Origin of the sequence: Thermoanaerobacterium thermosaccharolyticum DSM 571, assembly GCF_000145615.1 — a bacterium.
In the GTDB taxonomy this organism is placed as follows: Bacteria; Bacillota; Thermoanaerobacteria; order Thermoanaerobacterales; family Thermoanaerobacteraceae; genus Thermoanaerobacterium; species Thermoanaerobacterium thermosaccharolyticum.
Genome location: NC_014410.1, coordinates 601458 through 626131, shown reverse-complemented (window position 1 = coordinate 626131; position 24674 = coordinate 601458). Strand labels below are relative to the sequence as shown.

The following is a 24674-nucleotide window of genomic DNA, read 5'->3' as shown; positions in this document are numbered from 1 at the left end:
AATCCATTCCGAACATTCTATAATATTATACCATATATAAAAAATCAACACAAACATATGTTTTTAGCCGGCAAATGCCGGCTTTATACCAATCTTACTACACCGTTTACGTATTTAGGAACTACTGAAAATTTATCTATAGTCGTACAGAACTCCACATCTTCATGAAAACCTAACTTTTCAATTCTGTTTAAATGATACCCATACTTCATTATGTTTAAAATATTGTCCTGAAATGATTTATATAAAAAATACGACGCTTTAGACAAATCATCACTTTCATACGGAGAAAGTTTCTCAAGCCTATCCAATATAGCACCGGCTGTAATAATATCATCGATAGAAAATTTTCCTTCTGTTCCGGCGCAAATAATTACTACATCCTTATTTTCTCTGTGAATATAATCTGCTACAGACGTCACATTTAAGAGACATCCAACAACTACATCATCTGATGATGAGGCTTTCTTTAATGCCCTTGTACCATTTGTGGTTGTGATTATAATAGTTTTGCCCTTCACAACATCTTCTGAATACTCCAGAGGCGAATTTGAAAGGTCAAATCCTTCAATCTTAACAGCATTTCTTTCACCACCTAGTAAAATTGTATCTCTTTCTAAATGGCCAGACATATTTATTGCATCTTCAATATCTGCAACAGGAATTACTTCTTTTGCACCATTAACAAGAGCCGTAGTAATAACACTAGTAGCTCTCAATGTATCTATTACAACTACTACTTTTCCTTTCAGAATTTTGTCATAAACTGCATTATATGTCTCATAAGTTTCTACAAACATTTGTATGACCTCCTAGTTTTTCTTCCTAAATTTCTCAACTAGTCTTTTAATCAAACCTCCATTTTCCATTTCATCTATATGATACATATTTTCTGGATAGCGTGGTACTACCAAAACACCAAGCCAATTTACGCCTTTGCAATTTCTGTATTCATATTTTACGTAATTGCCATCAGGCTCCCTAACGATAATAAACAATATTGTGGGGTTATTATAAAGCAGCCTTTTTATATCTTCCTCACTATCTATAGGGATGTCGTTTATTTTCAATATGATATCGCCGGGTTTTAAGCCAATATGCTCAGCAGGAGAATTTTTCATTACAGATAGAACCATCAATCCATTGTCTTGTGATTCAAACAACGGCTTTCTGTTCCTTTCTTCCTTTTGGCCAATAATTATAAGTGCCTCATGTGCTAATGGCCCAAAAATTGCAGCAATCCACTTAAAAATATAAATTTTACTGCCTAGTAAGGAAAATGTTATAAGAATTAAGCTAAACGCAAAAAGCCTCTTTGAAGATTTTTTGGCCCTCTTCTGTGGCATCTCTGTAAGTGCAATATCTCCATAACCCAGTGCTGCTATCACAGGCATCATAATAAAAACTATGTTTTTTAAGTTCGATGAAGGACCTAAAAGAGGCCACCAATCAGGCATATTTACAGATGATGCTCCACCTAGTATAGCTGTTGTCGTAGATAATGCCACAAAAGGAATTGGCCAGAACTTTTGCATGGTATATCCACCAACTACCTTATCATCTTTTAGCTTTACAAAAACCGGGATGCTATTTACAGAACCATCAATGTATATAAGTATGCTTTCCATAAGGTGAAGTATGCCGACTATAGCCATAAGGCCAGCTACATTAACATTAGGAAAACCCGTTATTAAACTTATGATTGATACAATGCCTCCTGCATAAGAGAAACATATATATCTGGGGTTTATAAGCATCAGGAGTATTGCAAGAGGAAAGACATACTCTATGCCTATATTGTCAATTGTTATTCCCAACAAAACTATGACAATGCTGCCTAAAATTCCCGTCAAAAACCCGTATATGGTGGAATCCAAAACTTGATCTTTAAGAGAAGTCTGCTCTTTACCCACCATCTGTCTTTCTGCATCTATATTTTTTTGTACTGAAAATATATAAAAGCCACGACTAACCACATAAATGGATTTAAAATCATTATAGCAATAGACTTTACTATCAGCCAGATTAACTTTAAATATACCATATAAACACCTTATTTGATTTCCGATTTTATTATGTCATATGCTTTTATAAGCTGCGTATCACCTTTTAAATCAGGTGTATCTGTCACAACATAATTTTTAGGAAGCTCAACAACGTAATTGGGCTCAATGCCTTTTCCCTGAATATTTACTCCACTTGGAGTATAATACCTTGCAGAAGTGTATTTAAGTGCTGTACCATCGCCAAAATCTATAACTGATTGCACTAGACCCTTTCCGAATGTCTTGGTTCCAACCAGCACTCCAACTTTTCTGTCTTTTATGGCACCAGAGAGTATTTCAGATGCACTGGCACTTCCACCATTCACAAGTACGGCAATTGGCTTTTGTAATCCCGGGCCTTTTGCATATATAACCTGATTATCCTTCTTGTTTCTGCCTTTAGTCGATACAATAAGCCCTTTCGGCAAAAGCTCATTAGCCACATTGACACACTGCTCTAAAATCCCTCCAGGATTATCCCTCAAATCTATTATCAGTCCATTCAAACCCTGAGTTTTTAGATTATTCAGTGCTTTAGTAAAATCAGCAGATGTATTTTCATCAAACATCGTCATTTTGATGTAGCCTATTTTGTTTGGCAGCATTGTGCTGCTTACTGTCTGCAACTTGATTATCTCTCTCGTCAATGTCTTATTTATAAGTTTATTATCCCTCATTAACACAAGAGAAACTTTTGTGCCTTGAGGTCCCTTCATTAAAGATACCGCCTGATCAAGGTTATTTCCACTGACTTTTACATTGTTAACAGAAACTATTATATCACCCGATTTTATTCCTGCTTTTTCACCAGGTGTGCCCTTCATTGGAGATACAACAACTATGTGTCCATCATTATCAACTGATACTACAATGCCGACACCTGCGTATGAGCCAGTTGTCTGTGTCGTAAAATCCTGATAATCTTTCTTATCCATGTAAACAGTATATGGATCTCCAAGAGAGCTTGCAAGACCTTTTATAGAGCCATCTACCAGTTTTGATTGATCTATTTTATCGACATAATCATTTGTCAATATGTTCTTAACTTGAAAAAGCTTGCTATACTGTTGCATCAAATCGTATTCTTCTCGTGGTACAATGACAGATCCTCCGTAAGCAAGCGGTATAAGCCTTGTCAAATAAAATGTCAACATGCTGCTAATAAACACCAATAAAACCGCACCGGCTATTAACTTTCTTCTTTTCATGTATTATTTTCATTCCTTTCTACTATGTTAAGTCAGATATTAAACTGTCATCTTACAAAAAACAGTTCTTTAAATTATATGATGTTACATCTTATTATACAATAATATACTGATAAAAAAAATAGACCGGCTATTTTAACCAGTCCATTGGATTAACAGGCACACCATTTTTTCGCACTTCGAAATGACAGTGGGGACCTGTTGATAACCCTGTACTTCCGGCCTTTGCAATCTGCTGACCTCTTTTTACTGATTCACCTACAGTTACCAAAAGCTCTGAGTTATGTCCATACAATGTAGTTATGCCACCACCATGATCGATTATAACAGCATTTCCGTATCCACCATAGTATCCAGCGTATATAACTTTTCCATCAGCAGCAGCTACAATGGCAGCGCCATAAGATGCTGCTATATCAATGCCTGTGTGCGTTATGTATTCATGCAAAATAGGATGATACCTTGTACCAAATGGCGATGTTATTGTTGAACTGCTTGGAACAGGCCAGCCCAATTTTCCACCTGAATAAACCGTATTGGAAGACTGCAGCTTAGCTATGGTACTCTCAAGCTGCTTTGACTGCTCTAATAGAGCTTTTTCTTGTTCCTCGTAAAGTGCTTGCTGTCTTTCTAAATCCCTCATAAATCCTTCTCTTGAAGCCAAAGCAACCTGTATATCTCTTTTTCTTGCTTCTACCTGATTTTTATAATTTTCTGCATCTTGCTTCGCCAAAGCCAACTGCTTCGTTTTATCCTCAACGATTTTTCTTTGCTCTTGGTAAGAGTTGAGAAGATTAACATCAAAGCCAACAAGTTTCTTTATCATATCAAGCCTTGTAACAAAATCTGCGAAGCTTTTCGAGCTTAAAAGCACATCTAGGTAGCCCGTCTCTCCTCCGCTTATGTACATTGCTCTAACTCTTTCCTTTAAGACATCTTTTTGCTTAGCCTCTTCTTTTTTAGCTACATCAAGTTCCTGCTGTGCCCTATTTAATTTTGCAATTGCATCATTTAGTTTTGCCTGTGCATCATTTAGCTGCTTTGTAGTATCATTCAATTTCATGTCTAAATCTTGAATTTCTTTTTGTATATCTTCCTTTTGACTTGAAATCTGGTTTTGCTTATTCTTATTTTGACTTATAGCACTTTGAATATTATTAAGTTTGTTTTTTGCATCTTGCAGTTGATCTGCTTTAGGAAATGAAGTTGTCAAAAGCGATATTGATATCAAAAACACAAAAATTATCTTTCTACATCTTCCTTCCTTCAATAATATACCTCCTCAAACATTCAAAAATCTCTTTATTGATATCCCACTGCCAAGAGCACCTATTAAAGACCCTATGGCCAAAAAGTACATAAGCGATTGCCTCAACACATTTCCCACAGGCAAAAGCGTAAAAATTACCAATTTGTTATTTACTAAATCTGCAGCGTAGCCGTATATTAAACCTAAAATTACAATAGCCAAGATTGATCCAACCAGCCCTAGTACAATTCCTTCTACGAGAAACGGCCATCTTATGAACCAATCTGTTGCACCGATGTACTTCATGATGTTAATCTCTCTCCGCCTTGCAAAAACACCAAGCTTTATCGTGTTTGATATGATAACAACTGAAATTATAAAGAGAATAAGTATCACGCAAAGGCCAACTATCCTTATTATCTTTATAATTCCAAGCAGCTTATCAACAACGTCTTGACCATAGCTTACCTGTGTTACTCCATCAATCTTTTTTATATCTTCTGACACTTGTTTCATCATATTTGCATCAGTAACTTTTACTATAAACGATTGTGGCATTGGATTGTCATTTTCCAGTCCATTTACTAAATAGCTTTTTTCCCCTAACTGCTTTTTGAAATTATTTAATGCATCCTTTTTAGACTCAAAAGTTATAGATTTAACACCATTAATTTCTTTTATCTCATCACCAACCTTTGTCACTTTTGACATATCATAGCTATCATTTATAAATGCCTTAAGCTCCAATTGTGATTCAACTTGATTTGCCATTGAATCAACGTTAAGTATAATTATCAAAAACAGTCCAAGTATTAACAGTGCTGCTGTCACAGACGTAATAGATGCCACAGTCATAGCCCTGTTTCTCTTAACATTTGTCAAGCCTTCTCTTATATAGTAAAAAGCCGTATTAAGCTTCATATCCGTAAGCACCTCTCATCTCATCTCGCACAATGTTCCCTTTTTCAAGAGCAATAACCCTTTTTTTCATTGAATCTACAATATCCTTAGCATGTGTAGACATAATTACAGTAGTTCCTCTTTTGTTGATTTCAGATAATAGCTTTACGATCTCCCACGACGTATCAGGATCGAGGTTGCCTGTAGGTTCATCCGCTACAAGAATAGAAGGCTCGTTTACAATGGCTCTTGCAATTGATACCCTTTGCTGTTCACCACCAGACAATTGCTGTGGGTATGAATTTGCCCTATCACTTAACCCAACAAGAGACAAAACCATCGGAACCCTCCTTCTTATATACTTTGGCTCAGCTTCCACTATCTGTAAAGCAAAAGCAATATTTTCATATACTGTTTTATTCGGCAAAAGTTTAAAATCTTGAAATACTACTCCGATATTTCTTCTTAAATAAGGCACGTCTCTTCTTTTTAATTTGGTTATATCTTTCTTGTCTACAAATATGCTTCCTGTCGTAGGAATCTCTTCCCTTAGCAATAGTTTTAAAATTGTTGATTTACCAGCACCACTGGGACCTACTAAAAACACAAATTCACCATTGTCAATTGTAAAATTAATATTTGAAACGGCAATAATTTCATTTTTATACTTCTTTGAAACCCCAACAAATTTTATCATACCCTCTTACATCCCCTTCAAAATTGCTTTGGCTACAACCTACGTCAATAGTTTCACAAATGTCATTATTACTTTCAACATCACTGCATCGTTAAACTGTTTCGGATCAAAACCTGTCAGCTTATGTATCTTATCTAATCGGTAAACAAGAGTATTTCTATGAATGTACAAATCTCTGGATGTCTCGCTTAGATTGAGGCTATTCCTAAAAAATGAATTTAATGTAGAAACAAGCTCATCATCATTAAAATAATCTAATTCACCATCTGTCAAAGCCTCCAAAAATCTCTTTATCACGTCTTCTGGAAGCTCTAACAGCAATTCTTCTAATGCATAACTTCTGTAAAAATAAATACCTCTTTCATTGTTGTCGATCTTTTTACCCAATTTTAAAGCAATACTTGCTTCTCTATATCCTTTGCTGATATCTGTAAAATTGTACGCTTTATTAGAAACACCAATATCTATCTTTATATATACTTCGGATTCTATAGTATCTTTTAAAGTCTTTGTGGCTTTATCTATGTCAGCAGACACGGACTCTAAAAGCAATACTGCAAACTTATTGCTGCTTAGAATTACCGTTTGATAACTGTTTTTTTCAAATATGTGGCCGACAATTTTAAAAGCATCGTCAATCGCATCGTGGGACTCTATTATAATAACCCTGTATAAATCTTTTTCTTCAAATTTATACTTTTCTATGTAATACTCAATCTCATCCCTATCCAAATCACCAATAAGCAATTTTAATAAGAAATCCTCTTTTGATACCTGATTGCTTAAATGCTCAAAGCTCATTGATAAAAGCATAACCATATTTTTTGCCTTATCGCCAGTGCCTCTTATCCCAACAGTCAAAAAACGCCACCCACTTACAAATATGTTGTAAAATGTCATACCTTGCCATTCGTATACATCTCTTCTCTCTATGAATTCTCTATTTACAGCAAAAATTCCTTCTTTTTTTGATAAACTTTCATCACCTGAATAAATTAATTTACCATCTTTATCAATAAGAAAAATAGGCTCAGTTACATATTTCTGATAATCCTTAACAACTTTCCTTATATTATCGTAAATATTCATACAATACCACCTTAATATAAAGTATATAATAATTATACAATATTTTGTAGTAGAAAAAATAGGTATTGTAGAATTTATCATTATTTTGCTGTAAAATGTCAAATGCCTATTTTTACAAAAAAAATGATTAAAATATGATTGTAATGAATTTCATTTTTTTATATTGCAATTTTCAAAAAATGTAATATAATATTGATAACACTCTTAACTCGTTAAAAAGTTGGCTTCATACAGTTTGCTGTAAAATTTTATATAGTAAACATTTTTAAAAATTGCAGTTTACAAAAAAAATCTTTCACATAAAATTTTTTAAGGGGGTTATAAAATGTTGAAAGAAGGAAATATCAGGATACCTTCTGGTTGCGCTATTAGCGGCATAATAGACAAATCGGGAGCAGTTTTTTCTGGTCAAATAATTGCTGATTCCATTGCAACGATGCATGATAGATCAAACGGTCTTGGTGGAGGCTTTGCTGCCTACGGCATTTATCCAGATTTTAAAGAGCATTATGCGTTTCATATGTTCTATGACGACACAAAAGCAAAGCAGGATACCGAAGACTTGCTAAAAGCAAATTTTGTTATAGCCTATGAAGAAAAAATACCAACGCGAAAAACGCAAAGCATTAAAAATGCTCCTATAATCTACAGATATTTCGTACTGCCAAAACTAGAAGTATTGAATGCTAGCGAAATGAATGACGAAGATTTTATAGTAAAATTTATCTTCAATGTAAATAAAAACATCGATGGAGCTTATATCTTCTCCAGTGGTAAAAATATGGGTGTCTTTAAAGCTGTCGGATATCCAGAAGATGTAGCAGAATTTTATAAGCTAGAAACGTACAATGGATATATGTGGACAGCACACGGTAGATTTCCCACAAATACTCCTGGCTGGTGGGGTGGAGCACATCCTTTCAATCTTTTGAATATTTCGGTTGTACACAATGGCGAGCTTTCATCGTATGATACGAACCGCAAGTATTTAGAAGAGTTTGGATATTCATGTACACTGCAGACCGATACAGAAGTTGCTGCATATATTTTCGATCTGCTTTTAAGAAAACATAATCTTCCAGTTCCATTAGCTGCAAAAGTAATAGCATCTCCTCTTTGGAATCAAGTAGAGCGCCTATCTCCAAAGGAAAGAGAATTGTACTACAACCTTAAAATAATCTACAGCAAAGCTTTACTAAACGGTCCATTCTCTTTAATCGCCACTTACGATAATGGTTTTATCGCTATTAATGACAGAATAAAACTGAGACCATTAACTGCTGCAAGCCAAGGAGACATGATATATGTTGCAAGTGAAGAATCCGCAATAAGAAAAGTTTGTAAAAATCCTGACAAGGTTTGGATACCCAAAGGTGGAGAGCCTGTCGTAGCCGAAATTGAGCAGCAAAACATCTCAGAAATTTATGATAAAAAGGAGGTTACCGCATGAGCCTTAATTACCTCACTCCAGAATTCAAAGTGTTGAGAGATTATGATAGATGTATAAATTGCAAAGTCTGTATGAGACAATGTGCTAATGAAGTCCACAGCTACGATGAAGACTTAGACAAAATGATAGAAGATGATTACAAATGTGTAAACTGTCAAAGATGCGTTGTAATGTGTCCTACACATGCTTTGACAATCATAAAACACCCTCAAGTATTTCGCGAAAATGCAAATTGGACATACGACGCAATAAGAGATATATACAAGCAGGCAGAAACTGGAGGCGTTCTTCTGTCTGCAATGGGAAACGACAGACCGTACCCAATCTATTGGGACAAGATGGTAATTAATGCAAGCCAGGTTACAAATCCCTCCATTGACCCATTGAGAGAACCTATGGAGCTGAGAATATTTGTAGGAAGAAAACCTGACAAGATAGAGCTGGATGAAAATTTAAATGTAAAAACAAAGATGCCTCCACAACTTAAATTAAATTTTCCTATTATGTTTTCTGCTATGTCTTATGGTTCCATAAGCTACAATGCTCACGCATCACTGGCAAGGGCAGCAAAAGAATTAGGAATATACTACAATACTGGTGAGGGCGGTCTTCACAAGGATTTTAGAAAATACGGCGAAAACACAATCGTTCAAGTTGCATCTGGCAGATTTGGAGTTGATAGAGAATATTTAAAAACAGCAGCAGCAGTAGAAATAAAGATAGGTCAAGGTGCAAAGCCCGGCATTGGAGGACATTTGCCCGGTGAAAAGGTAAGCGCCGACATATCTGAAACAAGAATGATACCTGTCGGTAGCGATGCTATCTCCCCTGCGCCTCATCACGACATATATTCTATCGAAGATTTGAGCCAATTGATTTACTCATTAAAAGAAGCGACAGACTATAAAAAACCTGTCGGTGTAAAGATAGCCGCTGTAAACAATGTTGCTGCAATAGCATCAGGCATTGCAAGAGCTGGTGCAGATTACATCGCCATAGATGGATTTAGAGGTGGTACAGGTGCAGCTCCAAAGCGCATAAGAGATAACGTAGGCATTCCTATTGAATTTGCGATAGCATCTGTCGACTCAAGACTTCGCTCTGAAGGCATTAGACACACTATTTCCCTTATTGCTGCAGGAAGCATTAGAAACAGCGCAGACATAATAAAAGCAATTGCCCTTGGAGCCGATGCAGTGTATATAGGTTCTGCAGCTTTAATCGCCCTTGGATGCCACATGTGTCAACAATGCAATACTGGAAAGTGTAACTGGGGCATTGCAACTCAAGATCCAAACTTAGTAAAAAGATTAAATCCTGAAATTGGATACAAGAGGCTTATAAACCTTATTACAGCATGGGGACATGAGATACAAGAAATGCTTGGCGGTATGGGAATAAATGATATTGAAAGCTTAAAAGGCAACAGGCTGATGCTGAGAGGAATAGGCATGACCCAGAAAGAGTTAGATATATTAGGCATATTAGCTGCTGGCGAATAAATTCTTATATTTAATTATTTTTATCTATTGATCATATATGTCCGTATTATATTGAATGAAAGGATTGAAATATATATGAAGAAGGTATATGCAAAGGAAGAAGTTTGCGTCGGATGCAAACTTTGCGAAGTATACTGCATAACGTCTCATTCAAAATATAAAGATGTGCTAAAAGCATACAAATTAGACAGCACACGTCCAGCACCAAAAATCATAGTCGAAGAAGAACGTCCTATATCTTTTTCATTACAGTGCAGGCACTGTGACGATGCTCCTTGTGTCAAAGCCTGCATAACAGGCGCAATGCAAAGAAATCCTGAAACTGGTGCTATCATCTGTGATACAGATAAATGTGTAGGATGTTGGACATGTGTTCTTGTTTGCAGCTTTGGTGCAATTGTAAGGGACTTAAACAACAAAATTGCTTCAAAATGCGACCTTTGTGCGGAAACTGGTGAACCTGCCTGCGTAAAAAACTGTCCTAACGAAGCTCTTGTATTCTCAGAAGGAGGTATATAGATGGATATAGTAATAATCGGAAACTCCGCTGCAATGGTTGGGGCAGTGGAAGCAATTAGAAAACATGACAAAACATCAAACATAATAGTTATTTCCGATGAAAAATACCATGTATACTCTAGACCGTTAATATCATACTACCTTGCAGATACTGTTACAGAAGAAAAAATGGCATATAGAGATAAAGACTTTTATCAAAAAAATAATGTTAAAACGATACTTGGTGTAAAAGCAACATCTATAGACGAAAATAAAAAGACAGTTATATTAGAAAATGGAGATTTAGTAAAATATGATAAATTATTAATAGCCACAGGCGGTAAACCATTTATCCCACCTATTGACGGACTTGATAAGAAAAATATCCAGACCTTTATCAAACTTGATGAAGCAAAAAAATTAAAATCATCCATTAAACCTAATTCAAAAGCAGTAATAGTCGGAGGCGGATTGATAGGATTCAAAGCTGCAGAAGGACTTCATGCACTTGGTGCAGATGTGACAATCGTGGAGCTGGCAGATAGAATATTAAGTACAATACTAGATAATGAATCTGCATCAATTGTTACAAAAAGATTACTAAAAGACGGCATCAAAATAAAATTAGGCACTACAATTGATAAAATTGTTGGAGAAGATTATGTGAAAGAAGTGCATTTGAAAAATGGTGATGTTTTGCCAACAGATATACTAATATTTGCCATAGGCGTAACTCCAAATGTAGATATAGTAAAAGGCACATCCATCAAAGTCAACCGCGGAATATTAGTAGATAAAAACATGAAAACTAATATAGATGATGTATACGCCGCGGGAGATGTTGCAGAAGGATTTGATGTGCTTTTAAATTCAAATAGAGTCGTGCCAATATGGCCTAATGCGTATATGCAAGGAGAAACTGCTGGTTTAAATATGATTGGCATTGAAAGTACAACAAAAGGTATATTTCCCATGAATTCAATAGGATATAAAGATACTTACATCATAACAGCAGGAATTATAAATCCACCTGATGATTCATATGATGTGATGGTAAAAGCAGATTTAGATAAAAATACCTATAAGAAAATTGTCCTTAAAGGAAATAACATCGTCGGATTCATATTGATAAATGATGTCGATAGAGCAGGAATATATACAGGCTTAATAAGAGAAAAAATTGACGTTACACCATTTAGAAATCATCTTTTAAAAGATGATTTTGGATACATCAATTTCCCTAAGGACTTAAGAAAATCTAAAATGTTAGGCCAGGAGGTGCGGTAAATGAAGACGATAGATGCACAGGATATGCATTATAAACATCTAAATGAAATAATAAAGGAATTAGTCAGATCAGGAGAAGATGTAATAAACTTAAAAAATGTAAATGGCCAAAGGTATATAGGGGACAATCTAAATGGTCATACAAAAATCAACATTGAAGGAACTCCAGGCAATGACTTGGCAGCATTTATGGATGGCTTGACAATTGAAGTATTTGGCAATGGTCAAGATGCTATTGGAAACACAATGAATGATGGCAATATTATCGTACATGGACATGTTGGAGATGTAGCAGGGTATGGCATGAGAGGCGGAACAATGTATATAGAAAATGATGCAGGTTACAGAGTAGGCATTCATATGAAACAATACAAAGATAAAATCCCTGTCCTTGTAATAGGAGGAACTCCTGGCGATTTCTTTGGCGAGTACATGGCAGGTGGATGCATGATAGTGTTGAATCTTAAAAACAACAAAGACATAGTAGGAGAATATTGTGGTACAGGAATGCACGGTGGTGTAATATTCCTAAGAGGAGACGTGGAAGACTACAAACTTGGAAAGGAAGTCATAAAAGAAGACGCAACAGATGATGACTTAAAAGTAATAAGCAAATACGTCAAAAACTTCTCGTCATACTTTGACTATGACTTTGATAAAATTATGAATCACAAATTTATAAAACTTCATCCAGCAGGAAATAGACCATATGGAAAATTATACGCATAAAAATAAATATCCCCATAGGATAGACTCTTTGTCTAACCTATGGGGTATATTTATTGACATTTTTATCTATTTAATATCGTTTTTTCCGTCTCTTTGTCAAATAAGTGTAGTTTATTTGTATCTATGCCTATCTTAATAACATCGCCTGCTTTTGCTGTTGACCTTGGATCAACTCTTGCTGTTAACGGTTGTCCTTGCAGATCGAGATAAAGGTAAGTTTCTGAACCCATAAGCTCTGTAACATCAACTTTTGTCTCTATTACACTTTCTGGATATGCTTCAAGGAATACTTCCTCGTCATGGAGGTCTTCAGGTCTTATGCCTAATACAACTTCTTTACCTATATAGCTTTCATCTTTTAATCTTTTCACAATTCCATCAGGAACTACAATTTTAAAACCTTTGAATGATGCATATACTTTCCCGTCTGAACTTTCAAGTCTTGCATCTATAAAGTTCATCTGCGGACTTCCAATAAAACCTGCCACAAACAAATTATCTGGATGTTCGTATATAACCTGTGGCTTGTCAACTTGCTGTATGACACCATCCTTCATAACAACTATCCTTGAACCCATCGTCATAGCTTCTGTCTGGTCGTGTGTTACATATATGAATGTAGTCTGAAGTCTATCGTGCAGCTTAGCAATCTCTGTCCTCATTTGTACTCTTAATTTGGCATCAAGGTTTGAAAGAGGTTCATCCATAAGGAATACCTTCGGATTACGTACAATAGCACGTCCCAATGCAACCCTCTGCCTCTGTCCACCTGACAGCGCTTTTGGTTTCCTCTTTAAATACTCTTCTATTCCGAGTATTCTAGCTGCTTCTTTTACTTTTTGATCTATCTCTGCTCTCGGTACTTTTCTCAGCTTCAAGCCGAAAGCCATGTTGTCATAAACGGTCATATGAGGATACAATGCATAATTCTGGAACACCATAGCTATATCTCTGTCCTTTGGTGGTACATCATTTACTAACTTTCCATCGATATATAATTCTCCTTGACTTATCTCCTCAAGACCTGCAACCATCCTTAATGTCGTAGATTTTCCACATCCAGATGGACCTACTAAAACTATAAATTCTTTGTCTTTTATTTCCAAGTTAAAATCTTTAACAGCAGTTACTCCACCTTGATATGTTTTGTATACATGTTTAAGAACAACATCAGCCATCTTTCGATATCCCCCTTAATATTGGTAAACGTTTGATACTTATATTATAATATTACTTTCAAACATTTCAAATATACAATACTTATGATATTTACATCTATTTTTTGTATATTATTGATTATCATTTTATATATTCTTCTTCCTAAGATTGTCCAAATATTTAAACCATAAATATACAAATACTGAATCTAAAACAATAATAGAAATAAATACTACCATATTTCACCTCTTATTCTTTCCTCATCCATGGCGCTAACTTAAATATTGTAATAAAATTACCTAACGACATTAACACCAAGACATCTATTGTTATGCTGTAAAAATAGTGCCAATGAATATACTCTAAAACTCCTGAAAGCTTTAATGCATATTCCAATACAAAAAAAAGCGCTGTTGAAGCAAAAATATTGATAAATCTAAGCATTCTATTCTTAGGATAAGTTTGAGCAAATATAGTTCCTATTGTAAATGGTGCTCCAAACGTGAAGAAAAGTGAAGAATTAAAAATCTCTATAATATCGTTTTTAAAGTCATATAGTTTCAAGTGAAATGCCATGTTATCAATTATTAACTGGCTTATGACAGCTAAAAGCCCTGCCCATATTGTGTACTTTATCTGTTTTAAGTCTATTAGCAGTATAAAAATAATCCACGAAACTATTGAAACTATTACCCATTGCATAATACCACTCCCTTTGAAAGTGCTATTATTAATTATTCCCCAATATTTTATTAATATGTTGACACGTGAAGTTTTTAATGGTATCATATTAGAAAATAAATATTATGTACCTCATCTTCCTTGAAGGTGAGGTAGAGGAGCGGAGAATCAAGAGTAGCATACATTAGGTTTTAAGGAACCGATGATTGTATGCGAAAGGGATAAATCCGCCGAAGCGTGTAGATACCTTAATATCTGCACAGCTGGGCCTATGCATAATATGTATAGGACTGTCACAAGTAGTTACCCGGACTATTTGTGATGAGCTATCTCGCTTGGGGAAAGGAGGTATTTTTATGTCTATTAAAGCACAGCTAAAGAAAATACCTTAGCTGTTTTTATTTATATAGTGATTTTTATAATTTAAATTATTAAAGCGATGGAGATGATTTTGTGTTCCAAAAAAACATGCGCATAAATTCAAAAGGGCATCTGGAAATAGCCGGATGTGATACGGTTAAAATAGCAAAACAATACGGAACTCCGTTATATGTTATAGATGAAGAACAGCTTAGAGAAAATTGCCGTTCATTTTACAATGGATTTAAAAGGAACTATCCTGGAAATGAAGTAATTTATGCCAGCAAGGCATTTATGACTACCGCCATTTGTAAAATCATTGAAGAGGAAAATTTAGGCCTTGATGTAGTTTCAGGCGGTGAACTATACACAGCTTTAAAAGCTGATTTCCCTGTCAAAAATATTTATTTCCATGGCAACAATAAATCAGCAGATGAGCTTACTATGGCGTTGGAATACAACATTGGCTGCATTATAGTCGATAACTGGTTTGAATTAAATATGTTAAATGAGTTAGCATTTAAGATGGGTAAAAAGCCCAATATCTATTTAAGGGTATCTCCAGGTGTTGAAGCACATACACATGAATACATCAAAACCGGTCAAATTGATTCAAAGTTTGGATTTCCGCTTTTCAATGGAGATGCACTTGACGCCATAAAATATGCCTTAACACTGGATAATGTCAATTTGACTGGTCTTCATTGCCACATTGGTTCGCAAATATTTAGCTACGATTCATATAAGGCAGAAATTGACATTATGATGAATTTCCTAAAAAAAGTTAAAGATCACACTGGTTGGGAAGTTGGTGAACTGGATTTAGGGGGTGGATTCGGCATTGCATATGTGGAGGAAGACGATCCACAACCAATAGAATTAATAGCAAACGAAATAATGAAATCCGTTGAAGAATATTCAAGAAACTTAAATATAAAAATGCCACATATTATTGTAGAACCCGGACGTTCAATAATAGGAAATGCTGGTACTACGTTGTATACAGTTGGCGCAATCAAAAATATACCGGGTGTAAGAAAATACGTTTCAGTTGATGGCGGAATGGCAGACAATATACGCACAGCACTATACGGCGCAAAATACAATGCAATTGTTGCAAACAAAGCTAGAAAAATCAACCTTGAAAAAGTGTCTATCGCCGGTAAATGCTGTGAATCTGGTGACATGCTAATATGGGATATAGAACTTCCACAACTTGAAAGCGGAGATATTATAGCTGTCACTTGTACTGGTGCTTACAATTATTCAATGGCAAGCAATTACAACCGTCTTCCACGTCCTGCTGCCGTACTTGTAAACAATGGTGAATCAGATTTGATAGTAGCAAGAGAAACTTACGAAGACTTGGTAAGAAATGACGTTATACCACAAAGATTATTAAATGAAAATAAAAAGATTATAAATTATTAAAAGGAGCAGATATTGCTCCTTTTATCTATTTTTTAAATACTAAACTTATCCTATTTTCAAACTTTAGCCATTTTCTGATGAAGTTTCAACACTCTCATCTGTTTCAGGCACATCCGCATTCTTCGGAGCAACTATTGTCAAAATAACTTCATCAGGATCGTCTACCTTTTCAACTCCTTCAGGAACATTTACATCTTTTACAAACAATGTATCGCCAATTTTCAAATTCGATACATCTACCACAATTTCGTCTGGAAGAGATGTAGGTAGTGACTCCACATTAAGCTCCCATTTCTGGTGCTGAACGAGGAGGCCTTTACTCTCAATGACACCAACACCTTCTAATTTTAATGGTACTGCCGCCTCAATTTTCTCATTCATAGAAACACGCTGAAAATCTATATGTATCAGCTTTCCTGTCAACTCATCTCTCTGTTCATCTTTCAATATTGCTTGATGTGTAGCACCATTTACTACCAAATTGAGGAGGACATTCCTGCCGTGTTTTTGTACTATTGTGCGAAGCTTACCGGTCTCAACAGCTAGTGGAATGCTCTCCATGCCCTTTCCGTATAGTATGGCAGGAATGTAGCCTTTTTCCTTTAATTTGCGGGCCGCATTCTTACCCGGTACTCTCAATACAGCTTCAAGTTCGACATTTTGCATTGTCTCTCCTCCTTTATGTTATTATTATTCAATTTTTAATTAATTATAGCACTACAGCATGGAAATATCAAACTATGCATATAAATAAAATTTACAGTTGACTTATATCTTCTAATGTGGATATAATGTATTATGAAGTTTTATGCGCCTGTAGCTCAGTGGATAGAGCGTTCGGCTCCGAACCGGGAGGTCGCAGGTTCGATTCCTGTCAGGCGCACTAAAAAGCTTTAAAGCAAGAAATAATTTTTGTATTAGCACATATTTTACCCCATAGTATCCATTTTATCTGTAGATGCCCGGTTTTACCGGACAAAATTATTCTTTATTAGTGTATATATGTTCTAATTAAGCCCAAAATATATTTGGGTGATTTTATGAAATTAAATGCATATTTTTACAACTTAGAAAGCGCCAACAAAGCTGCTAATTATTTAAAAAATATGGGCTTCAGAGCATATATTGATATTATCGATAAATATGCGGATACTTACAACGATAAGCAAAACATAGCTGGAACCGATACGGGACCAACATTAGCATCACTTGTTTTAAAATCAGGCTATCCTTTCGACATAAGAAAAAACCCTTTGCTTATGTCAGATCCAATGATAAGCGGAATGGGTTATTATGACGAAACTGCCGATGCAAATATTCAATTAAATATCGAAGTACCTGATGACAAAACAAACGATGCAGTAAAAGTTATCAAATCTTTTGGAGGCTTAACATAGAGTTTTTGAAGCTCTATGTTTTTTATTTTTAAAATTCTCTTTACATTTTGTTAACAATTTATTAATAAAACTTGATTATAATTAAGTAGTATATACGAAAAGGAGGTTTAGCCGCGTATGATGATTGAAGTAAACAATGTAACTAAAGTTTACGGAAACCGCAAAGCTGTAGACAATATAAGCTTTTCTGTAGACAGTGGAGAAATAGTAGGATTCTTAGGTCCCAACGGTGCTGGAAAAAGTTCAACTATGAAAATGATAACCGGTTTTATGCCACCAACATCAGGCACAATAAAAATTGCCGGGTACGATATCATAGAAGACTCATTAATGGCAAAAAAGCATATTGGTTATCTTCCAGAAGTTCCACCACTGTATTTGGATATGACTGTTGAAGCTTATCTAGCATTTGTCTGTGAATTAAAAGAAGTCCCAAAAGATAAAAGAAAATCAACAGTTGATAAAGTCCTAAGTGAAGTAGGATTGTCTGATGTAAGAAAAAGAATTATTAAAAACTTATCAAAAGGTTACAAGCAGAGAGTTGGACTGGCTCAAGCAATCATTGGAGATCCAGATGTACTGGTTCTTGATGAACCGACAGTAGGCCTAGATCCCAAACAAATCAAAGAAATAAGGGACATTATAAAAGAACTAGGAAAAAAGCATACCATCATACTGAGTACTCATATTTTACCTGAAGTAAGCATGATATGTGACAGAGTTATAATCATAAACAAAGGTAAAATTGTCGCAATGGACTCTACTGAAAACTTAATCGATACTATAGGAAAATCAAAAAGATATTTCCTTAAAGTCTTAGGTTCAATTGAAAAAATATCAACTACTTTAAAAGGAATAGATGGAATAAAAGATTTTAAATCGAAGGCAGACTCAAAAGAAAATTGTATCGACATCGATGTTGAAACAGACGTAAACAACGACTTAAGAAAAGAGATTTTCTTTTCTTTCGCAAAGCAAAATCTGCCTATTATAGAATTTAGGCCTGTAAACTACAGCTTAGAAGAAGTCTTCCTGCAGCTTACAACAGATGAGGAGGTAAATAGTAATGAAAATTCTGACAATATACAAAAGGGAGCTTAAGTCATACTTTCTATCGCCTCTTGCATATGTGCTGGTAGGTTTTTTGCTGCTTATATCCGGCTATTTCTTTGCAACATTTGTTCTCTCAACACAATATGCACTTATGTCTCCTGTCTTTAGCAACATGGTTTTTGTCTTCATGTTTATAAGCCCAATTTTGACGATGAGGTTGATATCAGAAGAAATGAAGAATGGAACTGATCAGCTTCTCATGACATCACCGCTTAAAATAACAGACATGGTTTTGGGTAAATACTTTGCATCATTGACCGTCTACACTCTATCACTGGTGATTTCGCTAATATATCCTTTATATCTTAAAATATACAGCACACCAGATTTTGGACCTATTCTTACAGGTTATATAGGAACATTTTTGATGGGAGCAGCATTTATAGCAATAGGTATTTTTGCATCATCCTTAACAGAAAATCAGCTTATTGCCGGTGTCATAGGTTTTTCAATTCTGCTATTGTTTTGGATTATTAGCTGGCTAGGTGATGTATTCCAGGGAACAGCTAAAACTATTGTGGAAAACCTTTCGCTGCTACAAAGATTCAATAACTTTCAAAACGGTGTATTAAGCTTAAATGACATTGTATTTTACTTGAGTGTAATAATCTTCTTCGTTTTTGTGACTATCATGGTTGTTGACAAAAGACGCTGGAGTTAGGAGGTAATTCTATTGAACAGAGTCAGATTAAAATACGGAAGCAATATGATTTTAGCAATCGTCATTTTACTAGGCATATTAATTTTCGGCAACTTGGTATTAGCCCAAAAGCCTATAAAATGGGATCTTACTAAATCAAAACAATACACTCTTTCAGATAAAACAAAACAAGTTTTAAAAAATTTAAAAACTGATGTAACAGTCTATGCATTTTTCAAGAATGATAGTGCAAAGACACGAGTTCAGAATCTTTTAGATGAATACTCCGGATTGTCAAAAAGGATAAAAGTTCAATTTATAGATCCTGATAAGAATCCTTCATTAGCACAAAAATTCGGAATAACTGATTATGACACTACACTGTTTTTGAACAGCAAAGATGACAGCAAAAGGCAAATAGTTAATTCATATGATATATTTACCCAATCACAAGAAACTGGTCAGACGGTTTTCAACGGTGAACAGCAATTTACTCAAGCAATAATAAATGTTACAGAAGTCAGCAAGACAAACGCTTATATCATTCAAGGCCACAATGAAGTAAACAGCACAAGCTCTCTAACAACCTTTAAAACAGCACTGCAAGGTGAAGGTTACAACGTAAATGATTTAAATATAGGGCAATCCGGCGGTATACCAAAAGATGCTGGTCTTATAATAATAGCTAACCCTCAAATGGATTACAACGACCAAGAAATGAATGCTATCTTAGACTACTTGAAAAAAGGTGGAAAAGCCTTCATTATGATGGGAGCTGAAAACGGCCCTCTAACTGAGAAATCAATAAACAATTTGCTGTCGAATTGGAATGTAAAGATCGACAATGATATTGTAGTTGATCCTTCAAGGAACTATTTCATGGATGCTTTATCCCCTGTTCCGCAATACGGATATCACGGCATCACCGATAAACTAGAATCTGCTAATTTAGCATCAGTTGCACCAAGTTCCAGAAGCATAACTTACAAAGAATCAAATAGCAGCAGTACATCGATTCAATCAATCTTGACAACAAGTGATAAAGCATGGGGCGAAACAAATTTCAACAGCAAACAAGCAACCTTTGACAACAATGACATAAAAGGTCCTCTAACTCTTGGTGTTACTATTTCCGACAGCAAGACAGGTATGAAAGTTGTCGTGCTTGGCAATGACCTTATGGCAACTGATAAAGTTATTGGTTTAGAAGGCAACAGGGACCTTCTTATGAACAGTGCCAATTGGCTTGCAAACAAGACGACACAGATATCTATAAGTCCAAAATCTCTTGACTATGCAACTTTATTTATGACTGGAAAACAAGCAGATTATATGTTTATAGTAACAGTCATTGTTATCCCTCTAGTTATCTGGATAATAGGCGGGGTAGTCTTCTTCAGGAGGAGAGCTTTATGAAGACTTTTAGAAACACTATAATAATGTTTGTTATACTTGGTGTGCTTGTAGGATATTATTATTACATCAAAGCTACAAAGAAGCCTGCACCGTCAACAAATATCATCAGCATAAGCAAAAATAAATTGTCTTCTATAGACATAAAAGATTCTAATAATGAAATGGCTATTGTAAAAAGTGGCAGCGCCTATAAAGTTATTAAACCGATAAGCTATGCTGCAGACAACACAAATGCCAGTGATTTATTCAATTCACTCACACAATTAAAATACAACAGAAAATTTACTGACACAGATTTAAAGAAATATGGATTGGACAAATCAAATTTTACCATTACTGCATCATCCAGCAATGGCAATACAGAAGAATTGATTGTTGGAAATAAATCACCAGTTGGCAATTCGTACTATGCTAAATTATCAAATTCACAGTATATATACGTTGTGGACGCAAGCTCGATAGAGAATTTTCAACTTACAAGTAGTGATACACTATTTAATTATTTAAATAAAGATCTATACACAATATCTAAAGACAAAATATCAAAAGTAACTTATACAGATTCTTTTGGAACCCGTTATATGCAAAAAAATAAAAGTGGAAAATGGACTTACAATGGTAAAGAAATAAGCAGTGACAAATCAGAAAGCTTTCTCAATGATATAGTTTTATTGAGCCCGACAGGAATAGATCCTAATAAAAAAATCAACGGAAATAATTCTAGCTTCACACTTGCCATATCAGATGGTAGTAAAAATGAGGAAGTCAAATTCTTGACAAATGACAATACTAATTACTACATCCAGAAGAACAACAATCAAATAGGACTTTATATAACAAAAGACCAACTAAATAGCTTAATAACCGACGTAAAAAGCATAATGAAATAAGGAGTTATTCACTCCTTATTTTTTTTGCCATCTTGATTATCTCATCATTGATCATGTCTTTAAACTCATCGGGACTTATAACCTCTGCTTCACATCCAAAACCTAAAACCCATCTTTTAATCTCATCTAGCTGCGAAACTACCTTGATAAATAAAATTGAGCCATCGTTATTTTCTACAATTTCATCTGCCCTATATCCCTCATACTCTTTGACAAGCCTCGCTGCATTCCCTACAAATCTTATTTGTACCCTGTATTTTGTGCTTCCTTTTAAAATATTCCACGTGTATTTGTAATACTTGCTCTTATCAAAATTAGGGGATATTTCAAAGCTTTTATCAAGTAATTTTATCTTTTTAATTCTGGATATTCTAAAATCCCTTATTTCATTATGTAATTTGCAAAAGCCCGTCAAATAATAATGTCCCTCTTTTTCGTAAATCAAATACGGATCTACTTCCCTCTCTGTCTCTGTATCTGATGTAAAAGAATAATACCTCATTTTGATTGACTTTCTATATATTATTGCATCGTTGATGGTCTTTAGCGTTTCTACCGTTACATTTTTATCTGAATCTATATCTTTTTGTATCAAAAAAGTCCTGTACAACCTGTCAATATAGTCATTATATATAGATGGTATGTACGATATTATTCTCTCTAAAAAATTAAGAGCCATTTTCCCTATTTCAGATGTATCGTATTTTCTAATTATCTCTCTAGTGAAAAATAATGCAAAAAGTTCTTGTATGGAAAATATAAAATCATGTATCTTATACTTTTCTAATGTATAAGTCGTTCCCCTGCCTTCCCCTTCTTCATAAATAGGAAATATCATCGTTAGATCGTCTAGATCTCTTTTTATAGTCTTGGTAGATACCTCTTCTCCAAAATTTTTAGCCAATCTTTGGTATATCTGGCTTATTGTCATGCCTTTATTTTCCCACGATAAAATAGATAATATCTTCCATTGTCTTTCTAGTTGAGTAGAATCACCATTTTTTATCACTTTTTACACCCCGCAAAAATTACTTTTAAGACAAATCGAAAAAATGTATAATGTATTATGTAAAAGTAATCTTAATAGAATTATACAACTTTCAAAAATTTATTAAAATATATTTTTGGTTTTACGATATATTTTTCGGGGGAATTTTGATGAACGATAATTTGATTTTTTCGCTTGACATTGGAACAAGAGTTGTTGTAGGCCTTGTGGGTATGCCGGAAGATGATAAATTAAAAATACTTGCAGTAGAACAAATGGAACATACCGACAGAGTAATGTTCGACGGTCAAATACACGATATAGAAAAAGTGGCGTCTGTTGCGTGCAAAATAAAAGAAAAGCTTGAAAAAAAGCTTGGAATAAGCCTTAAAAATGTAAGTTTAGCTGCTGCCGGAAGGTCATTAAAAACAAAAATTGTAAGAATCGAAAAAAGCATCGATGAAAATTATATAATAAAAGACAGGGACATCGATAATCTAGTTCTATCAGCCCTAAACACTGCAAAAGAAGAGATATCACATGAAGGTTATTCGGTAAAATACCACATGGTAGGATACTCTATATCCAGTTTTTATCTAGATGGTCTCCCTATTACTAACCTGAAGGACCACACAGGCCGTGAGATTTCTGTTGAAATAATAGCTACATTCTTGCCATACGATGTAGTAGAAAGTTTATACTCTGTTGCAAGAAAAGCAGATTTGAATGTTACATACCTTACATTGGAACCAATAGCAGCAATCGGCGTTGCAATAATGCCTCAAATCAGAATGTTAAACATAGCACTTGTAGATATTGGAGCAGGTACTTCAGATATAGCTATTTCAAAAGATGGAAATATAATAGCATACTCAATGGTCCCATTTGCCGGCGATGAAGTGACTGAGACGATACAACAGCATTTCCTTACCGATTTTGACACTGCCGAAAAAATAAAAACGACCTCAAAAAAAGAAATAAAATTTAAAGACGTCATAGGAATTGAACACAAAATATCAAGATCTGATGTGCTTAAGATAATAGACCCTGTAGTTAAAAATCTTTCAAAAAAAATCTGCGATGAAATTCTAAAATACAATGGAAAAAGTCCATCTGCAGTATTTTTAGTAGGAGGTAGTAGTAACCTTCCTAATATAGCAGAAGAAATTGCAAAAAATTTGTCTATACAACCAGAAAGAGTTTCTGTGAGAGATGCAAGCTCCATCACCGTCGTGGAATACAAAGGCAAAAAATTAAAAGGCCCGGAATACATCACACCTATTGGCATCGCTTACTCATCAATGATTGACAGAAAAAAAGATTTTATAACCATCTATTTTAATGATGAAAAATTAGAATTATTAAATGTGAAAGAAATGACCATAATGGATGTGCTTCTAAAAACTAATTTTGACTCTAAAAAGTTAATTGCACGACCAGGAAAAAATCTGTCATTTAAACTTAACGGAAAAAATATCGTTATAAATGGTGAAGTAGGAACACCCGCCAAGATTTTAAAAAATGGAATCGTATCAAATCTTAAATCAAAAGTAGAAAACGGCGATAAAATAGTCGTTGTAAGTGGCATAAATGGCAAAGACGCTTCCATCACCATAAAGGATCTTAAAGATAAATACAGCGCATCAAAAATCACAGTCAATGGATCTATCGTAGATGACGACTATATTGTGAAAAATGGTGATGACGTAAATATAGTCGACGATGAAGAAGAATTTTTTGTTTACATAAATGGAGATAAAACAACGCTGAAAGGAAAAGAACAGTACATATTCATCGACATATTTAATTTTATCGATTTCCAGATACCTAAAAATAAAATCCCTGAAATGATTTTAAACGGAAGAAAAGCTTCATACACAGATGTTCTTAAAAAGGGCGATAAAATAGAGATAATAGTTTGATTATAAGGATCAAAGACGATCCTT

General features: G+C 34.7%; 23 protein-coding genes, 1 tRNA gene and 1 riboswitch. Of the genes, 13 read left to right on the top strand and 11 right to left on the bottom strand.

Annotated elements, in window-relative coordinates; all coding sequences use genetic code 11:
* Window positions 1-83 precede the first annotated feature (83 nt).
* The 7 genes from TTHE_RS03165 to TTHE_RS03135 all read right to left on the bottom strand — a co-directional run bounded on the left by TTHE_RS03165 (window position 84) and on the right by TTHE_RS03135 (window position 7188).
* Window positions 84-800 carry a 2-phosphosulfolactate phosphatase family protein gene (locus TTHE_RS03165; RefSeq protein ID WP_013297161.1) on the bottom strand — a complete coding sequence of 239 codons (717 nt, stop codon included), beginning with the start codon at window positions 798-800 and terminating at the stop codon, window positions 84-86.
* A 12-nt stretch (window positions 801-812) separates the two neighbouring features.
* A complete protein-coding gene (locus tag TTHE_RS03160) occupies window positions 813-1976 on the bottom strand; it encodes a PDZ domain-containing protein (RefSeq protein ID WP_013297160.1) in 1164 nt (387 codons plus the stop codon).
* A gap of 77 nt (window positions 1977-2053) precedes the next feature.
* Window positions 2054-3253 carry a S41 family peptidase gene (locus TTHE_RS03155; RefSeq protein WP_013297159.1) on the bottom strand — a complete coding sequence of 400 codons (1200 nt, stop codon included), beginning with the start codon at window positions 3251-3253 and terminating at the stop codon, window positions 2054-2056.
* A gap of 130 nt (window positions 3254-3383) precedes the next feature.
* Window positions 3384-4523, bottom strand: coding sequence for a murein hydrolase activator EnvC family protein (locus TTHE_RS03150; protein WP_013297158.1), 1140 nt, complete (start codon window positions 4521-4523; stop codon window positions 3384-3386).
* Window positions 4524-4535: 12 nt separating this feature from the next.
* A complete protein-coding gene (ftsX, locus tag TTHE_RS03145; RefSeq protein ID WP_013297157.1) occupies window positions 4536-5423 on the bottom strand; it encodes a permease-like cell division protein FtsX in 888 nt (295 codons plus the stop codon).
* Complete coding sequence (gene ftsE / locus TTHE_RS03140; protein WP_013297156.1) at window positions 5413-6099, bottom strand: cell division ATP-binding protein FtsE; 687 nt, start codon at window positions 6097-6099, stop codon at window positions 5413-5415. Before ftsE ends, ftsX begins: the two co-directional genes overlap by 11 nt.
* Before the next feature lie 39 nt (window positions 6100-6138).
* Window positions 6139-7188 (bottom strand): PucR family transcriptional regulator, encoded by a 1050-nt coding sequence (locus TTHE_RS03135; protein WP_013297155.1) that lies wholly within the window; start codon window positions 7186-7188, stop codon window positions 6139-6141.
* Window positions 7189-7513: 325 nt separating this feature from the next.
* Between TTHE_RS03135 and TTHE_RS03130 the strand changes: the two genes are divergently transcribed.
* The 5 genes from TTHE_RS03130 (at window position 7514) to TTHE_RS03110 (ending at window position 12654) form a co-directional block, all read left to right on the top strand.
* Window positions 7514-8638: a class II glutamine amidotransferase gene (locus TTHE_RS03130; RefSeq protein ID WP_013297154.1), complete on the top strand. Its 1125-nt coding sequence runs from the start codon at window positions 7514-7516 to the stop codon at window positions 8636-8638.
* Complete coding sequence (locus TTHE_RS03125; protein ID WP_013297153.1) at window positions 8635-10140, top strand: glutamate synthase-related protein; 1506 nt, start codon at window positions 8635-8637, stop codon at window positions 10138-10140. The genes TTHE_RS03130 and TTHE_RS03125 overlap by 4 nt, the downstream gene beginning before the upstream one ends.
* Before the next feature lie 75 nt (window positions 10141-10215).
* The gene (locus TTHE_RS03120) at window positions 10216-10659 is read left to right on the top strand and encodes a 4Fe-4S dicluster domain-containing protein (protein WP_013297152.1); all 444 of its coding nucleotides are present in this window, start codon (window positions 10216-10218) and stop codon (window positions 10657-10659) included.
* Entirely contained in the window at window positions 10660-11925 is a 1266-nt protein-coding gene (locus TTHE_RS03115; protein ID WP_013297151.1) for an NAD(P)/FAD-dependent oxidoreductase, read from the top strand.
* Window positions 11926-12654, top strand: coding sequence for a GltB/FmdC/FwdC-like GXGXG domain-containing protein (locus TTHE_RS03110; protein WP_013297150.1), 729 nt, complete (start codon window positions 11926-11928; stop codon window positions 12652-12654).
* 62 nt (window positions 12655-12716) lie between these two features.
* Here the strand turns inward: TTHE_RS03110 and TTHE_RS03105 are convergent, their stop codons facing one another.
* A complete protein-coding gene (locus tag TTHE_RS03105; RefSeq protein ID WP_013297149.1) occupies window positions 12717-13832 on the bottom strand; it encodes an ABC transporter ATP-binding protein in 1116 nt (371 codons plus the stop codon).
* A gap of 229 nt (window positions 13833-14061) precedes the next feature.
* A complete protein-coding gene (locus TTHE_RS03100) occupies window positions 14062-14514 on the bottom strand; it encodes a CBO0543 family protein (protein ID WP_013297147.1) in 453 nt (150 codons plus the stop codon).
* Window positions 14515-14638: 124 nt separating this feature from the next.
* Window positions 14639-14830: riboswitch (Lysine riboswitch) on the top strand.
* A 131-nt stretch (window positions 14831-14961) separates the two neighbouring features.
* Between TTHE_RS03100 and lysA the strand changes: the two genes are divergently transcribed.
* Window positions 14962-16284, top strand: a complete 1323-nt coding sequence (gene lysA / locus TTHE_RS03095; RefSeq protein WP_192402983.1) for a diaminopimelate decarboxylase — start codon at window positions 14962-14964, stop codon at window positions 16282-16284.
* Window positions 16285-16347: 63 nt separating this feature from the next.
* Here the strand turns inward: lysA and TTHE_RS03090 are convergent, their stop codons facing one another.
* Window positions 16348-16950: a 50S ribosomal protein L25/general stress protein Ctc gene (locus tag TTHE_RS03090; protein WP_013297145.1), complete on the bottom strand. Its 603-nt coding sequence runs from the start codon at window positions 16948-16950 to the stop codon at window positions 16348-16350.
* 144 nt (window positions 16951-17094) lie between these two features.
* Between TTHE_RS03090 and TTHE_RS03085 the strand changes: the two genes are divergently transcribed.
* From TTHE_RS03085 to TTHE_RS03060, 6 genes are all read left to right on the top strand, one after another.
* Window positions 17095-17167, top strand: a tRNA-Arg gene (locus TTHE_RS03085).
* 157 nt (window positions 17168-17324) lie between these two features.
* The gene (locus TTHE_RS03080; RefSeq protein WP_013297144.1) at window positions 17325-17681 is read left to right on the top strand and encodes a hypothetical protein; all 357 of its coding nucleotides are present in this window, start codon (window positions 17325-17327) and stop codon (window positions 17679-17681) included.
* Between the two features lie 117 nt (window positions 17682-17798).
* Window positions 17799-18782 (top strand): ABC transporter ATP-binding protein, encoded by a 984-nt coding sequence (locus TTHE_RS03075; RefSeq protein ID WP_013297143.1) that lies wholly within the window; start codon window positions 17799-17801, stop codon window positions 18780-18782.
* Window positions 18748-19455 carry an ABC transporter permease gene (locus tag TTHE_RS03070; protein ID WP_013297142.1) on the top strand — a complete coding sequence of 236 codons (708 nt, stop codon included), beginning with the start codon at window positions 18748-18750 and terminating at the stop codon, window positions 19453-19455. Before TTHE_RS03075 ends, TTHE_RS03070 begins: the two co-directional genes overlap by 35 nt.
* 12 nt (window positions 19456-19467) lie before the next feature.
* Window positions 19468-20850, top strand: a complete 1383-nt coding sequence (locus TTHE_RS03065; protein WP_013297141.1) for a GldG family protein — start codon at window positions 19468-19470, stop codon at window positions 20848-20850.
* On the top strand, window positions 20847-21740 hold the full coding sequence (locus tag TTHE_RS03060; protein WP_013297140.1) for a DUF4340 domain-containing protein: 894 nt from the start codon (window positions 20847-20849) through the stop codon (window positions 21738-21740). The genes TTHE_RS03065 and TTHE_RS03060 overlap by 4 nt, the downstream gene beginning before the upstream one ends.
* A 4-nt stretch (window positions 21741-21744) precedes the next feature.
* Here TTHE_RS03060 and TTHE_RS03055 read toward each other — a convergent pair whose 3' ends face one another.
* A complete protein-coding gene (locus TTHE_RS03055; RefSeq protein ID WP_013297139.1) occupies window positions 21745-22749 on the bottom strand; it encodes a helix-turn-helix transcriptional regulator in 1005 nt (334 codons plus the stop codon).
* A 149-nt stretch (window positions 22750-22898) separates the two neighbouring features.
* Between TTHE_RS03055 and TTHE_RS03050 the strand changes: the two genes are divergently transcribed.
* Window positions 22899-24650: a cell division protein FtsA gene (locus tag TTHE_RS03050; protein WP_013297138.1), complete on the top strand. Its 1752-nt coding sequence runs from the start codon at window positions 22899-22901 to the stop codon at window positions 24648-24650.
* Window positions 24651-24674 lie beyond the last annotated feature (24 nt).

Coding starts and splice junctions, on each gene's coding strand:
- ftsX (WP_013297157.1), bottom strand. CDS start 5,423: ATGAAGCTTAATACGGCTTTTTACTATATAAGAGAAGGCTTGACAAAT.
- TTHE_RS03155 (WP_013297159.1), bottom strand. CDS start 3,253: ATGAAAAGAAGAAAGTTAATAGCCGGTGCGGTTTTATTGGTGTTTATT.
- TTHE_RS03115 (WP_013297151.1), top strand. CDS start 10,660: ATGGATATAGTAATAATCGGAAACTCCGCTGCAATGGTTGGGGCAGTG.
- TTHE_RS03080 (WP_013297144.1), top strand. CDS start 17,325: ATGAAATTAAATGCATATTTTTACAACTTAGAAAGCGCCAACAAAGCT.
- TTHE_RS03075 (WP_013297143.1), top strand. CDS start 17,799: ATGATGATTGAAGTAAACAATGTAACTAAAGTTTACGGAAACCGCAAA.
- TTHE_RS03120 (WP_013297152.1), top strand. CDS start 10,216: ATGAAGAAGGTATATGCAAAGGAAGAAGTTTGCGTCGGATGCAAACTT.
- TTHE_RS03125 (WP_013297153.1), top strand. CDS start 8,635: ATGAGCCTTAATTACCTCACTCCAGAATTCAAAGTGTTGAGAGATTAT.
- TTHE_RS03135 (WP_013297155.1), bottom strand. CDS start 7,188: ATGAATATTTACGATAATATAAGGAAAGTTGTTAAGGATTATCAGAAA.
- TTHE_RS03070 (WP_013297142.1), top strand. CDS start 18,748: ATGAAAATTCTGACAATATACAAAAGGGAGCTTAAGTCATACTTTCTA.
- TTHE_RS03060 (WP_013297140.1), top strand. CDS start 20,847: ATGAAGACTTTTAGAAACACTATAATAATGTTTGTTATACTTGGTGTG.
- TTHE_RS03105 (WP_013297149.1), bottom strand. CDS start 13,832: ATGGCTGATGTTGTTCTTAAACATGTATACAAAACATATCAAGGTGGA.
- TTHE_RS03090 (WP_013297145.1), bottom strand. CDS start 16,950: ATGCAAAATGTCGAACTTGAAGCTGTATTGAGAGTACCGGGTAAGAAT.
- TTHE_RS03110 (WP_013297150.1), top strand. CDS start 11,926: ATGAAGACGATAGATGCACAGGATATGCATTATAAACATCTAAATGAA.
- ftsE (WP_013297156.1), bottom strand. CDS start 6,099: ATGATAAAATTTGTTGGGGTTTCAAAGAAGTATAAAAATGAAATTATT.
- TTHE_RS03130 (WP_013297154.1), top strand. CDS start 7,514: ATGTTGAAAGAAGGAAATATCAGGATACCTTCTGGTTGCGCTATTAGC.
- TTHE_RS03165 (WP_013297161.1), bottom strand. CDS start 800: ATGTTTGTAGAAACTTATGAGACATATAATGCAGTTTATGACAAAATT.
- lysA (WP_192402983.1), top strand. CDS start 14,962: ATGCGCATAAATTCAAAAGGGCATCTGGAAATAGCCGGATGTGATACG.
- TTHE_RS03100 (WP_013297147.1), bottom strand. CDS start 14,514: ATGCAATGGGTAATAGTTTCAATAGTTTCGTGGATTATTTTTATACTG.
- TTHE_RS03050 (WP_013297138.1), top strand. CDS start 22,899: ATGAACGATAATTTGATTTTTTCGCTTGACATTGGAACAAGAGTTGTT.